This is a genomic window from Spirillospora sp. NPDC052242, assembly GCF_040679555.1.
Lineage (GTDB): Bacteria > Actinomycetota > Actinomycetes > Streptosporangiales > Streptosporangiaceae > Spirillospora.
This window is the reverse complement of record NZ_JBFAUZ010000002.1, coordinates 45,797-58,872: the sequence shown is the minus strand read 5'-3', so window position 1 is coordinate 58,872 and position 13,076 is coordinate 45,797. Positions and strand designations below refer to the sequence as shown.

Genomic DNA, 13,076 nt, shown 5'->3' with positions numbered 1-13,076 from the left:
CAGGTAGTGGTGCAACCTAGCCGGCCGCGGGCGCGGTGCGGCGGGCGGACGCGGCGGGCAGCACGACCATGCCGAGGACGTCGATGAGGACGTGCACGACGATCGGGAGGACGAGGCTGCCGCTGGACAGGTAGAGGTACGTGAGGGAGTAGCCGGCGACCGCGACCAGGAGCATGCCGCGCGGGCCCTGGTAGGCGTGGCCGAGGACGAAGAGGGCGAGGGCGAGGGCGGCGGCCGTCTTCGGGCCGAGGCCGAGGACGCCGACGCCGAGCGCGATGAGCAGGCCGCGGTAGACGATCTCCTCGCAGACGCCGGCCGTCACCGCCATGGCGAGCGCCCAGCCGCGCTCGCCGGGGGTGCGGGGGTGCATGGCGGACAGGGCGGGCTGGGCGGGGGCGCCGCCGCGCAGGCGGGTGGCGAGGGCGATGAGCGTCACCGCGAAGGCCGCCCCGGCGATCATCCCGAGGGTCGTCGAGGGGTCGGCGGGGAGGCGCAGGCCCAGGTCGGACGGGGCGACGCCGGGCGAGACGGCGAGGACGCCCAGGGCCGCCGCGGTGGACGCCCACGCGCAGGCGATCCAGAGGCGGAACATGCGCGTGAGGGCCAATGGGTCCGTGTCGCGCCGCCGCAGCATGCGTTCGTGGGACCGCTTCCCGACCAGGCCCTCGGCGAGCACGTACCCGAGGAGCGGGACGGACAGGACGAGGCCCAGGGTCGAGAAGTCCGGCGAGATCTGCATGGCGCCCTCCGTTCGGATCGGTTCAACGATCTAAACGGTACGACAACCTAGTTAGGAATACAACCTAGGTAGCGAGGCCCCACCGCTGGCCGGTTCGCAGACGGGAGGCGGACTCCGGAATAGCCCGGAAGTTCTTGCAGTTAGAAGTAATGACGGAACGCCCGTAAAACGGGTATCAGGCCACATACCAGACACCAAGGAGGTCTTCGTGCCCAGCAGCATCCCCAGGCACCGGCCCAGCGCCGAACGCCGTCAGGTCAAGACCACGTCCCTGCGCGCCCTCGCGGTCGCCGCCCGCCTCGAACGACACCACGCCCCGGAGGGCCCACCGGGCGCCGCGCCCGGCCGGGCGGAGTCCCGCCCCGCGCGGCGGACGCCCGACCCGGCCTGAGCCCGACTTCCCGACGCCCCCGCGGCATGCTGCGGGGGCGTCGGCGTTCCCGCCGGGCCGCCCGCACGGCCGCGGCGTCCCGCGACGGGCGCGCCACCGGCCGTCCGGGCCGGGCCGCCGGGGACGCGGCCGCCGGGGGCTCGATCGTCCGCTTCCGGGGCGGCGTACCATCATCTGCTCGTAGTCTTTCCGACATGACCGGAACGACGGGGGAGCGAGTGGCGTGACGGACAGGACGATGCCGGACGCCCATCCGCTGCGATCGGGGGATCCGCAGCGGCTGGGCGGGTACGAGGTCCTCGGTCGGCTCGGCGAGGGCGGCCAGGGCGCCGTCTTCCTGGGACGACCGGAGGGCGCGACCGCCGCCGCCGACCACGTCGCCATCAAGCTCCTGCACGGGGGCCTCACAGGGGACGACTCGGCGCGCGCGCGGTTCGTCCGCGAACTCGAGGTCGCGAAACGGGTGGCCCGATTCTGTACCGCGCAGGTCCTGGACGCGGACGTCCTGGGCGACCAGCCGTACATCATCAGCGAGTACGTTCCGGGTCTGTCGCTGCACCGGGTGGTGCGCGAGGAGGGGCCGCGCCGGGGCGGCGCCCTGGAGCGGCTCGCCATCAGCACGCTGACCGCGCTCACCGCGATCCACCAGGCCGGGATCGTCCACCGCGACTTCAAGCCGCACAACGTGATGATGGGTCCGGACGGCCCCCGCGTCATCGACTTCGGGGTGGCGCGCGCGCTGAGCACGGCCGGTGAGACCCAGAACGTCGGGACGCCCGCCTACATGGCGCCGGAGAACTTCACCGGCGCCCCCATCGGCCCGGCCGTGGACATGTTCGCGTGGGGCACCACGATGGTGTTCGCCGCGACCGGACGTCCCGCGTTCGGCAACGACGAGCTCGCCACGGTCATGCACCGCATCCTGACCGGCGAGCCGGACCTCGGCGATCTGCCGAGCCCGCTCCGCGAGCTGGTCGTGGCGTGCCTCGACAAGGACCCGGCGCGGCGGCCCACCGCCCGGTCGGCGCAGGAGCGCCTCGTCGGCGCGGCGAGCGGGGCGACGCCGGACGCGGCTCCCCCGCCGCTCCCGGCCTTCCCCGGGCCCGCCGCCCCCGGCCCGCAGGCGTCCGGCCCGCAGGCCGTGCCGCACGCCGCGGGGCCGTACTCGACGAACCCGCACCCCACGAACCCCTATCCGGCGGGCCCGCACCCGTCCGGTCCGTACCCGGCGGGCGCGCAGCCGTCCGGTCCGTACGCCGCCGGCCCGGCGGGGCGGCCGTCCGACCAGGCCACCGACCCGCGGTACGCCGGGACGGCGCCGCAGCCGGACCCGTTCGGCGGCATGAACCCGCAGCCGGGTGCCGCGCACCCGCACGCCGTCCCGGTCGCGCCCCAGGCCCCGCACGGCCCGAGCGGACGGCGGCGCGGCGGGCTCGCGCTGCCGATCGCCGCGGCCGTCGCCGTGGCGCTGGTCGTCGGCGCGGGCGGCGCGTGGGCGGCGATGCGCTCGGGCGGCGACGACGGCGGCGAGCGGCCGGCCGCGGCGGACGACCGGGCCGCCGCGCAGGACGGCACGGCGGGCGGCGTCGAGCCCGGCGCGGAGGAGGCGGACGGCAAGTCGGCGAAGCCGTCCCCGTCGAAGAGCGGGAGCGCGAAGCCGACGCAGAGCACGAAGGCGCCGAGGCCGGGCGGCGGCGGAACGCAGCCGACCCCGGGCCAGAGCACGGGCACCGGCACCGGCACCGGGGGCGGAGGCGGTTCGGCGCCCCAGCCGGAACCGGCCAACAAGTACACGCCGCAGCAGGCGTGCGGCGGCGGCTACTCCGTGCTCCGCTCGATGACGGTGCCGGGAGGCCGCGCCTACCTGCTCTACAGCAACGCGACGCAGAAGAACTGCGCGGTGACGATGAAGACGCAGAACGTGGGGACGAAGTCGTCCGTCTCGACGTTCGTCCAGGCTCAGGGCAAGGGGCAGGTCTCCGACGGCGGCTCGTTCGCGTGGTACGCGGGCCCGGTGTACGTGCACGCGCCGGGCGTGTGCGTCCGCTTCGGGGGCAACGGCAGCGCCTCGTCCTACGGCAACTGCGGCTGAACGGCCCGGGGCGGCGCTGAGCGTCCCGGAGCGGCCCGAGCGGCCTGGAGCCCCGGGCGTCGAGCCAGATAGGCGATCAAAGGCCGGACACGAGAAAAGGCCGCCTGCGGGGCGGCCTTTGCCGTCTGCCACGGGAACCGCACGATGCGGACGGGTCGACGTTCGAAGCTCCGTAGCCGACCCGCCTGCGTTTCGACGAACCGCATTGGGGTGATCCCGCGAGCGGCGGGATCATGCGGGGTTGGGTTGCGGTCTCGAGAGGTTCCGGTAGCGGGTTCCAGTCCGGGACGGACTAGTTGCGGGACGCGATCAGATGATCGAAGTCGCCGTCCTTCGCGCCCAGGATGAGAGCTTCGATCTCGGGGCGCGTGTAGATGAGGGCCGGGCCCTCGGGGTGGCGGGAGTTGCGCATCGCGACGCGGTCGCCGGGAAGTTCGGCGATCTCGACGCAGTTCCCCTGGGAGTTGCTTCGCCGGGACTTCAGCCAGCGCGCCCCCTCGAGCGCGGTCGCGGGCATCCCGTTGTCGTAGTCGTTCTGACCGGCCTGAAAGCGGCCGTGATCGGTCTGGAGCATCATGTCTCTCTGAGAAGATCACCAAGAAGCTCGACGGTGCGTTCCGGGGTCGCACTGTCCACGCACAGGCGTTCCATCGCCTGCAGATACGTGTCGACGTCGTCGCGCTTGTCCAGGTACATCGCGCCGGTGAGGTTCTCGACGTAAACCACGTCCGGCAGATCCTGCTCGGGAAAACGCAGGATCGAGAAGGCCCCTCCCTCGGCGGCGTGGCCACCGAACCTGAACGGCATGATCTGGATGGTGACGTTGGGCAGTTTCGACATCTCGATGAGGTGCTCGAACTGGCCGCGCATCACTTCCGGACCGCCGATGGGGCGCCGCAGCGCCCCCTCGTCCAGGACGGCCCACAGGCGCGGCGCGTCCGGGCCCGTGAGGCGCTCCTGGCGCTGCAGGCGCAGCTCCACGCGCTGGTCGATCTCTTGTTCCGAGGCACCGGCGTTCCCCAGGCGGATCACCGCACGCGCATACCCCTCCGACTGCAGCAGTCCCGGGACGAACTGCAGTTCATACGTGCGGATCAGCGCCGCCGACTCCTCCAGACCCACGTAGGTCTGGAACCAGCCGGGCAGGACGTCGTTGTACCGGTGCCACCAACCGGGGGTGTTGGCCTCCCGCGCCAGCTGCAGCAGGGCGTCGCGTTCGGACTTCGCCGTGACGCCGTACAGCGAGAGCAGGTCGTCCACGTCTCGTTCTTTGAAGCTGACCCGCCCGAGCTCGAGGCGGCTGATCTTCGACTCCGACGCGCGGATGACGTAGCCGGCGTCCTGACGGGTGACGCCCTTCGCCTCCCGCAGGCGACGAAGCTGCGACCCGAGCAGGATCCGACGCACGGTCGATCCGCTTCCCGGCGTCTCTGAAGTCACGCCCAACCTCCCGGCTTCACTGGCGGACAGCGAACCTAGTGTGCCACTGACCTCCGTGTCCTGCGGTTACCTCCGATCGACCGAGGCCCTCCAAGCCGTCTCACTCCCCCCACGACCCGGATGCACGTGCATTGGGCCTTGCATTCGCACGCTACGATGCGCAGGATAACGCACGAGACTTCCGAGCCACGGCTGCACAACGAGAACACTCTGCGGGGTCCCGGGAATGACGTCACGCCATGCGCATAACGACACGGCGCACGACGACACGCGGTGGGAGCTCGGCCCCGTCGCGGGGCCGGCCGACCCACAGGACCATGCCGTGCATTCGACACCCGTACCGGAATCGTCCGATCTGCCACCTCGCCTCGACCGGGGCCTGGCCGCGCTGACCGAGATGACCGGGCCGACGGTCTCCTTCACCGTCGCGCCCGACCCCGAGTCCGTCACCGAGGCGCGGCACTTCACGCTGTCCCGCCTCGACGAGTGGGGCCTGTCGGACCTCGCCGACGACGTCGGGCTGGTCGTCTCCGAGCTCGTCACCAACGCCCTGCGGCACAGCGGCGGCGCCAAGGCGGCCGGGCGCCGCACGGGCGACCCCGTCCACCGCGAGGACGCGTACGGCCCCGCCTCCTACGGGGAGGAGCAGTACGGCGACGCGCAGTACGGCGAGGCGCGGTTCGGGCCGGACGCCACCGGCGCGAACGCGTTCGGGACGGGCGCGTTCAGCGACCCCGCGGACCCGCTGGGCTCCGCGCCGTCCGCCATCCGCCTGCGGCTCGTCCACGAGGGCCCCTGGCTGCTGTGCGGGATCCTGGACGCCAGCCGCTCCGCGCCGCGCCGCAAGGAGCCCGACTACATCGCCGAGACGGGACGGGGGCTGCACCTCGTCGAGTCGTTCAGCGTCCGCTGGGGGTGGCGCACCCTCGCGCGGGGCAAGGTGGTCTGGGCGCTGTTCCGCTCGGACCCGCCCCGAACGTAGCGACACCGAGCGAGACGGCGAGACGGCGGCACAGAGCAACAGCGGCAGAGAGCAACGGCGGCACAAGGCAATAACAAGCGACAAATCAGACGATCCGGGTATGACACGCTCCGAAGGGAATGACCCGGTAAAGACCGGCGGCAGCGACCGGCCGGTACGACCGCAGGGAGGAGCACCGGTGGAGTTCGGCGTCGAGCATCGCGTGGAGAAGGGCCTCACCGTCGTCGAGATCAGCGGCGAGATCGACGTCTTCACCAGCCCCCGGCTGCGGGAGGAGCTGCTCGGCGTCATCGAGGGCGGCGGCCTGCACCTGGTGATCGACCTGAGCGAGGTCACCTTCCTCGACTCGACGGGCCTCGGCGTCCTCGTCGGGATCTACCACCGGCTCCGCGCCCGCGACGGCTCGATGTCGTTCACCGGCGTCGGCGACCGCGTCCGCCGCGTCTTCCACGTCACCCAGCTGACGAAGATCTTCGTGCTGCACGCGTCGCTGGAGGACGCCGTCGCGGCCCACGAGTCACAGGCGTCCTAGAAGTTATCCACAGGTTCCCGCGAGGGTTCGGCGGGGCCGTGCAGCCGGTACGGTGGCACAGAGATCAAGCCCGCCGCTGGGCCGTGTTCAGGAAAGGGCCCGTCCCGCCGACGCGCGCGGTGCTGTCCGCAAACCGATACGGACGGGAGCGCTCCGTGGCAGAACAGCCGCTGCATGAGCACACGCTCGGCAATGGCCTGCGCGTGGTGGTCTGCGAAGACCATGTCGTACCGCTGGCCGCCGTGAACCTCTGGTACGGCGTGGGGTCGCGGCACGAGCGCGCCGGACGGACGGGGCTCGCGCACCTGTTCGAGCACCTGATGTTCCAGGGCTCCGCGAACGTCGCCGAGGGCGAGCACGCCGCGCTGCTGGAGAGCGCCGGCGCGTCCTTCAACGCCAGCACGTCCTTCGAGCGCACGAACTACTACGAGACCGTCCCGGTCAGCCACCTGGAGCTCGCGCTCTGGCTGGAGGCCGACCGGATGGGGACGCTGCCCGCCGCGCTCACCCAGGCCAACCTGGACAACCAGCGCGACGTGGTGAAGAACGAGCGCCGCCAGCGGTACGACAACCAGCCCTACGGGACGGCGTTCGAGCGCCTGTGCGCGCTCACGTTCCCCGAGGGCCACCCGTACGCGCACACGCCCATCGGCTCCATGGAAGACCTCGACGCCACCACCCTCGAAGACTGCGCCGACTTCTTCGCCACCTGGTACGCCCCCGGCAACGCCGTCCTGTCCGTCGTCGGCGACGTCGACCCGGAGAAGACGATCGCGGCCGTCGAGCGGTACTTCGGCGGCATCTCGTCGGGCCCGGCGAAGCCGCCCGCGCGCTCCGGCGACCTCGGCCCGCTCGGCGAGATCCGGGGCGAGACCCTCGACGAGGAGGTCCCGTCCCCCGCGTACTTCGCGATGTTCCCCCTCCCGACGGACGGCGGCGACGACGTCGAGGCCGCCGAGCTCGCCGTGGAGATCCTCGGCGGCGGGTCCGGGTCGCGGCTGTACGACCGGATGGTCCGCCGCGACGAGATCGCCACCGAGGTGTGGGCGGGCGTGACGCGGCTGGCGTCCGGCCCGTCCCTGGCCATCGTCGACGCGATCGGCCCCGACCCGGAGAAGATCGCCGCGGTGCTGGACGAGGAGCTCGCCCGGTTCGCCGCCGAGGGCCCCGACGCCGACGAGACCGCCCGCGCCACCGCGCAGGCCGAGCGCGGGTTCCTCGAGCAGACCGAGACGGTCACCGGGCTGGCGAACGCGCTGTCGCAGAACGCCACCCAGTTCGACGACCCCGCCCGGGTCTTCACCGCCCCCGGCCGCGCCGCCGCCGTCACCGGGGACGCGATCAAGGAGATGGCGGCCCGCTGGCTCGCGCCCGGCGCCCGCACCGCCCTGACCTACGGAGGCACGCAGTCGTGACGCAGACCCCGGGCCTGAACCTCGCGCCCCGTCCCGTCCCCGGGCCCGTCCCGGCGTGGGCCTTCCCCGCCGCCGCCGCGGGCCGCGTCCCGGCCGGTCCCGCGACGCTCCGCTGCGACCTGCCCGGCCGCCGCCTCGCCGCCGTCCGGCTGGTGCTGCACGCCGGCGCGGGCCGCGAGCCCGGCGGCAAGGACGGCGTCGCGGCGCTCGCCGCCCGCGCCCTCCAGGAGGGCACCGAACCCGGCGGCGGCACCGCGCTGACCGCCGCGTTCGAGCGGCTCGGCGCCAGCCTCTACACCTTCGCCGACCTCGCCGCCCTGCGGATCGGGCTCGACGTCCCCGCCACCCGGCTCGCCCCGGCGATGGAGCTGCTGTCCGCGGTGGTCCGGCGGCCCGCGCTGGACGACGCCGACGTGCGGCGGCTCGTCCGCGAGCGCCTGGAGGACATCGCGCAGGAGGACGCCACCCCGGCGTCCCGCGCGATGCGCGAGCTGCGCGCCGTGATGTTCCCCGCCGAGGCCCGCGCGTCCCGCCCGACCGGCGGCGGCCGCGCCTCCGTCGAGGCCCTGACCGGCGCCGACGTCCGCTCCTTCTACGGGTCGATCGTCCCCGCCGAGGCCACCGCCGTCGTCGCCGGCGACCTCGCCGGGCTCGACGCCGACGCCGCGCTCGCCGCCGCCCTCGAGGGCTGGGCCGGCACCGGCGGCCCGCTGCCGGCCGCCGACACGATCCTGCCCGAGTCGGCCCCGCGGATCGTCATCGTCGACCGTCCCGGCTCCGTGCAGACCTACCTCGCCTTCGGGCACGGCGTCCCCGACCGCTCGCACCACGACTGGCCGTCCCTCACCGTCGCCGCGCACGTGCTCGGCGGCGGGCTCACCTCCCGGCTGAACGCCGTCCTGCGCGAGGAGAAGGGCTACACCTACGGGATGCGCGCCGGGCTGCTCCGGATGCGGTACTGCGGCCTGTTCGTCGCGCAGGGCGCCGTGCACACCGAGGTCACCGCCGACGCCGTCGCCGACGCCCTCACCGAGCTGCGCGGCATCGAGTCCCGCGGCATCGAGGCCGACGAGCACGGCGCGTCCGTCCGGGCCCTGGCCGACCGGGCGCCCGCCGAGTACGAGACGCCGTTCGCCATCGCCACCGAACTCGCCGACGCGTCCGCGAGCGGCCTCGGCGCCGACTACCCCACCCGGTACCTGGAGGCCGTCCGGGCGTCCACCCCGGACGGCGTCGCCCGCACCTACCGCAAGCACATCGACCCCGAGGCGCTGACCGTGATCGCCGTCGGCGACGCCGAGCAGATCCGCGGGCCGCTCGAAAAACTCGGTTACGCCTCTGTCACCGTCACCTCGAAGGAATGACCCATTTCCCCTAGGGTGCCGTTGTCGGCATGAACCGTCGCACGGCGGCTTCCGTCTGACATCTGCGGGGAATCCGCGCCGACGTCACGAGAGAGGAACGGCCGGTGTCCTACGGGCAGCCCCACGGGGGCATGGCGGGCGGACCATCCGTCGACACGATCCTGTCGGAGCCGAACTGCAAGCCGGGCGGCGTGATCGCGGGCACGGTCCACCTGCGCGGCGGGGGCCGCCCGGTCGACGTCCGGCACGTCACCCTCGCGCTGATGCCGCGCATGCAGAACGGCTACGGCGGCGAGACCGCGGGCCCGGAGGTCTACCGTGGGGCGCTCACCCGCTCGTTCCGGCTGGAGACCGGGCAGCAGCGCGACCTGGCGTTCTCCATCCCGCTGCCCTACGAACTGCCGTTCACGACCGTGCTCGGCCGGACGCTGCCCGGCTTCACGATCGGGATGTGCACCGAGGTCGACGCGGTCGGCCAGCCCGACCCGGGCGACGTCGACCCGATCTCCGTCGAGCCCCTCGAGTCCCAGCAGTGGGTGCTCGCCGCGATCGCGCAGCTCGGCTTCAAGATCGGCAACGTGACGTTCGAGTCGTCGAAGCTGCGCGGCGTCTCGCAGCAGCTCCCGTTCCACCAGGAGATCCACCTGTCGCCGCCGTCCCAGTACCGGGGACGGCTCGGCAAGGTGGGCCTGAGCTTCGTCGCGAGCCCCCGCACGATGGCGTTCGTCCTCCGCGCCGAAGACCGCGCCGCCCCGCCCGACGACGCGTTCGGCGTCTTCCAGGTCCCGCACGCCGAGGCCGCCGAGGCCGACTGGCAGCGCAAGATCCTGCAGTGGCTCGACGCCGCGACGGGCCTGCACCCCAAGGCGTCCTCGCACGGGCCGTCCTCGCACGCGCCGTCCTCGCACGGGGCGGCGCCGCACGGGCCGTCCCGGCACGGGCCGGCGCCGTCCCCCTCGGGCGGCGCGCCGCTGCCGCCGCCCGGCGGCGCCTACCCGCCGCCGTCGCAGGGCTACGGCCCGCCCGGCAACGCGAACTACCCGCCGCCCGCGCCCGCGCCGGGCCAGGCCCCCGCACCGGGCCGCGCGCCCGCACCCGCGGCCGCGCACGCGTCCGGCCCGCCGCCCTACCCGCCGCCCGGCCAGGGCGGCGCCCCCGGCTTCCCCGGCACCCCGCCGCCCGGCCCGGGCTACCCGGCCGGGGCGCCGCACGGTCAGCCCGGCCCCGCCGGCCCCCCGCCGCACGGGCAGCCCGCCCCCGCGGGCCCCCCGCCGCACGGACGTCCCGTGCCCGCCGGGCCCCCGCCGCACCAGCAGCCCCCGCCCGCCTACCCGCAGCCCAGCGGCCCGTACGGCGCGCCGCCGCCGTACCCGCCGGCCGCCCACGGCCACCCGGCTCCCCCGCCCCCGCACGTCCACCACGGGCATCCCGGGCACCGGCACGGCCACGGCGCCGGCATCGCCGCGGCGGGTCTCGCGGCGGGCGGCGTGGCCGCCGCGGGCATCGGCGGCGCCATGGCGGTCGGCGCGATGGGCGACGCCGCGGTGAACGCCGCCGGCTACGCCGCGAACGCCGCCGCGTACCCGGCCGTCGACCAGTTCGGCAACGCCATCGGGCAGGCCGGGCAGGAGGCGTTCGCGCAGGCCGGGCAGTACGCGTTCGACCAGGCGGGCCAGTACGCCGGGCAGGCCGCAGGCGAGGTCGCGAACGCCGCGTTCGGCGAAGCGGCCGGCGCCATCGGCGGAGAGGTCGCGAACGCCGTCGGCGGCGAGATCGCCGGCGGCATCGGCGAGGTCCTCGGCGGGCTGCTCGGCGGCCTCTTCGGCTGAGGAAAATGCCGGGCCATTCGGACGACATCGGCCGCCCCCTCGGCGGGGGCGGCCCCGGATGGTTATCGTCGAGAGCGCAGCCGCCTCTCGAGGAGTGACATGACCACCGTGATCCTGGTCCTGCTCTGCCTTGCGATCGCCGGACGCGAGCTCTACCTGGCCTCCGACAAGCGGCTCCCCCGCGCTCAGGCCGAACTGCGCGAACTCCGCGCCCAGCTCGCCGAACTCGCCCGCCGCCACGAATCCCTGCAGGCCGACGTCGCCGAGGTCGCGGCGCCCGGCATCCCGATCCCGCAGCCCGACCGGTCCCCCGACGTCCTCGACCGGTTCGACGCCCTGCACGACCGCGTCGACGTCCTCGAGAAGACCGTCGGCGAACTCACCGAGGAACTCGCCGGCCTCGACGCCGACCGCGACGCGCAGCGCGCGCTCGCCCGCTCCCTCGACACCGTGGAGCGCGACGTCCTCGAACTGCACCGCGAGATGCTCGACCGGCTCGACCGCGACGAGGGCGTGGTCGGCGGCCTCCTCCTCTCCGAGGAGGGCGAGGCGGAGGCGCTGCTCGCCGACGCCTACGAGGGCTGCGCGTCCGAGTACGGGCTGCGCGTCCGCGTCCGCGACCCCCGCACCGACGGCGGCTGGCTCGGCACCGCCTACCACCTGTCGGGCATGCGCTCCGACGCGCTCGCCGAGGAACTGTTCTCCTACGCGCGCGGCCTCTACGCCCCCGACGACCCGTCCGCGCTCGGCGCCCTCCTCACCGAACTCGCGCAGCTGCGCGGCGGCGGCGTCGCGCGCTTCGGCCCGTTCACCGCCGTCCGCACCCAGAGCTCGCTGCTCTGCGGGCTGCTCCCCGACGACGACACGGCCGAGCCGTGGGAGCTCGCGGGGCGCGTCCGCGAACTCCCCGAGGACCGCCGCTGCGACCTCACCTGGCTCCGCGCCGACGACTGATCACGCGCGCACGAACCGCGGCGTCTCGTCCCGCACCGTCAGCGCCAGCAGGCACCGCGGGACGCGCGCCTCGTCCACGCCCAGGCACAGCGCCAGCCGCAGGTCCGGATCGACCACCACGGCCCGCCGCAGCGCCCGGAGCGTCCGCCGCGCCCGCGCCCGCGTCTCCGCGCGCCCCGGCTCGTGCAGCGTCCCCGTCACCACCCGACCGGCATACCGCCACAACTCCGCCGAATCCAGGACGCGCGTCCCGGACGCCGCGAGACTCGCGACGATCACGACGCCGCTGTCCTCGTCCTCGGCCCGCGGCGCCGCGAGCGTCCCCTCGCCCGGCGCCACCGGCCCCCCGACCGGCCGGTGGTAGCGCAGCGGATCCAGCGTGTCGATGACGAACGCCCCCGGATACGGGCGCGACGCGCGCCCCTGCCGCACGTCCGGCCGCGCCCGTCCCGTGTGCGCGCTGAGGTCGAGCACCATCCCCGCGTGATCGACCCACGCGGGCACCCCCAGCCCCGCCGCGCGCCGATCCAGCTCGACCATCGCGCCCCACAGTTCGTCCGCCCGCCGGGACAGCGTCACCGCCATCCCCGACCCCGGGAACGCCCCCTCCAGCACCGCGAGCGTCGCGGCCCACGTCGCGCTCCCGACGAACTCCCCGACGAACGCGTCCACGAGCGCCGCGCGCCGTCCCGGATCGATCTCCGGCCGCCGAACCGGCGGCTTGCGAAGCCGCACCGGCTCGGGTGCCGGTTCGGGTGCCGGTTGCGGTTGCGGTTCGGGTGCCGGTTGCGGGTGCGGTTCGGGTGCCGGTTCCGGTTGCGATTCGCTCACCGGGTCTCGTGGGGCCGTGCCGAGCGATCCGCGCCGCACCCACGCGGCCGAGTCCTCCCGGTCATCTTCCGAGTGCCCAGCGGGTGGTTCCCCGGTTTCCGAGGACGAGCCGTCCGGTGCCGCCGCCGCCGAACCGGACGGCTCGTCCACCGTCCCGACGACGCTCCACAGGTCGTCCGCCGATCCCTTGCCGGGCGGCAGCCCCCGCGGCGCGGACGACGCACGTCCCGGCGGGAGCCCGCGCCCGGCCGTGCGATCGGCCTCCGGTGGTTCCGGTGCCCCATCGTGGACGGGCGGCGCCGGTTCGTCCTCGGGCACCCGCGGCCCACGAGGCGTCCAGTCGAGGGACGTCGCCGAGGGCTCCACCGGCGGCGGTGCCTCCCGCGCCGCCGCGGGCCGCTTCGCGGCGTCCGTCCTGCCCCGCATCTTCCACGGCCACGACATCCGCCGCCCGCGCCCCTTCCGCGCCGCGGGCCCGGGCCGCCACTCGTCCTGCCCCCCTTCGGC

At 74.6% G+C, this 13,076-nt stretch carries 12 protein-coding genes; 8 read left to right on the top strand and 4 right to left on the bottom strand.

What is annotated here, in order from left to right; genetic code table 11:
- Positions 1–16: 16 nt before the first annotated feature.
- Positions 17–739 carry a CPBP family intramembrane glutamic endopeptidase gene (locus tag AB0L25_RS02105; RefSeq protein ID WP_500167708.1) on the bottom strand — a complete coding sequence of 241 codons (723 nt, stop codon included), beginning with the start codon at positions 737–739 and terminating at the stop codon, positions 17–19.
- A gap of 208 nt (positions 740–947) precedes the next feature.
- On the opposite strand from AB0L25_RS02105, the gene AB0L25_RS02100 reads away from it, so the two are divergent.
- Both AB0L25_RS02100 and AB0L25_RS02095 read left to right on the top strand, forming a co-directional pair.
- Positions 948–1,130 (top strand): hypothetical protein, encoded by a 183-nt coding sequence (locus tag AB0L25_RS02100; RefSeq protein WP_500167707.1) that lies wholly within the window; start codon positions 948–950, stop codon positions 1,128–1,130.
- Positions 1,131–1,353: 223 nt separating this feature from the next.
- Entirely contained in the window at positions 1,354–3,222 is a 1,869-nt protein-coding gene (locus AB0L25_RS02095; RefSeq protein WP_500167705.1) for a serine/threonine protein kinase, read from the top strand.
- Positions 3,223–3,514: 292 nt separating this feature from the next.
- Here the strand turns inward: AB0L25_RS02095 and AB0L25_RS02090 are convergent, their stop codons facing one another.
- Both AB0L25_RS02090 and AB0L25_RS02085 read right to left on the bottom strand, forming a co-directional pair.
- A complete protein-coding gene (locus tag AB0L25_RS02090) occupies positions 3,515–3,799 on the bottom strand; it encodes a DUF397 domain-containing protein (RefSeq protein WP_500167703.1) in 285 nt (94 codons plus the stop codon).
- Entirely contained in the window at positions 3,796–4,662 is an 867-nt protein-coding gene (locus tag AB0L25_RS02085; RefSeq protein WP_500167701.1) for a Sco1979 family transcriptional regulator, read from the bottom strand. The genes AB0L25_RS02090 and AB0L25_RS02085 overlap by 4 nt, the downstream gene beginning before the upstream one ends.
- A gap of 322 nt (positions 4,663–4,984) precedes the next feature.
- Between AB0L25_RS02085 and AB0L25_RS02080 the strand changes: the two genes are divergently transcribed.
- The 6 genes from AB0L25_RS02080 (at position 4,985) to AB0L25_RS02055 (ending at position 11,738) form a co-directional block, all read left to right on the top strand.
- Positions 4,985–5,644: an ATP-binding protein gene (locus AB0L25_RS02080; protein WP_500167699.1), complete on the top strand. Its 660-nt coding sequence runs from the start codon at positions 4,985–4,987 to the stop codon at positions 5,642–5,644.
- A gap of 178 nt (positions 5,645–5,822) precedes the next feature.
- Positions 5,823–6,176, top strand: a complete 354-nt coding sequence (locus tag AB0L25_RS02075) for an STAS domain-containing protein (RefSeq protein ID WP_500167697.1) — start codon at positions 5,823–5,825, stop codon at positions 6,174–6,176.
- Positions 6,177–6,331: 155 nt separating this feature from the next.
- Entirely contained in the window at positions 6,332–7,591 is a 1,260-nt protein-coding gene (locus tag AB0L25_RS02070) for a M16 family metallopeptidase (protein WP_500167695.1), read from the top strand.
- On the top strand, positions 7,588–8,955 hold the full coding sequence (locus AB0L25_RS02065; protein WP_500167693.1) for a M16 family metallopeptidase: 1,368 nt from the start codon (positions 7,588–7,590) through the stop codon (positions 8,953–8,955). Before AB0L25_RS02070 ends, AB0L25_RS02065 begins: the two co-directional genes overlap by 4 nt.
- 104 nt (positions 8,956–9,059) lie before the next feature.
- The gene (locus tag AB0L25_RS02060) at positions 9,060–10,784 is read left to right on the top strand and encodes a sporulation protein (protein ID WP_500167691.1); all 1,725 of its coding nucleotides are present in this window, start codon (positions 9,060–9,062) and stop codon (positions 10,782–10,784) included.
- Between the two features lie 99 nt (positions 10,785–10,883).
- Complete coding sequence (locus AB0L25_RS02055) at positions 10,884–11,738, top strand: hypothetical protein (protein WP_500167689.1); 855 nt, start codon at positions 10,884–10,886, stop codon at positions 11,736–11,738.
- On the opposite strand, the gene AB0L25_RS02050 is transcribed toward AB0L25_RS02055, so the two are convergent.
- On the bottom strand, positions 11,739–12,473 hold the full coding sequence (locus tag AB0L25_RS02050) for a hypothetical protein (protein WP_500167687.1): 735 nt from the start codon (positions 12,471–12,473) through the stop codon (positions 11,739–11,741).
- Positions 12,474–13,076 lie beyond the last annotated feature (603 nt).

Bases quoted from the DNA above. Each gene is read 5' to 3' on its own strand.
- AB0L25_RS02105 (WP_500167708.1), bottom strand. From the start codon at position 739: ATGCAGATCTCGCCGGACTTCTCGACCCTGGGCCTCGTCCTGTCCGTC.
- AB0L25_RS02090 (WP_500167703.1), bottom strand. From the start codon at position 3,799: ATGATGCTCCAGACCGATCACGGCCGCTTTCAGGCCGGTCAGAACGAC.
- AB0L25_RS02055 (WP_500167689.1), top strand. From the start codon at position 10,884: ATGACCACCGTGATCCTGGTCCTGCTCTGCCTTGCGATCGCCGGACGC.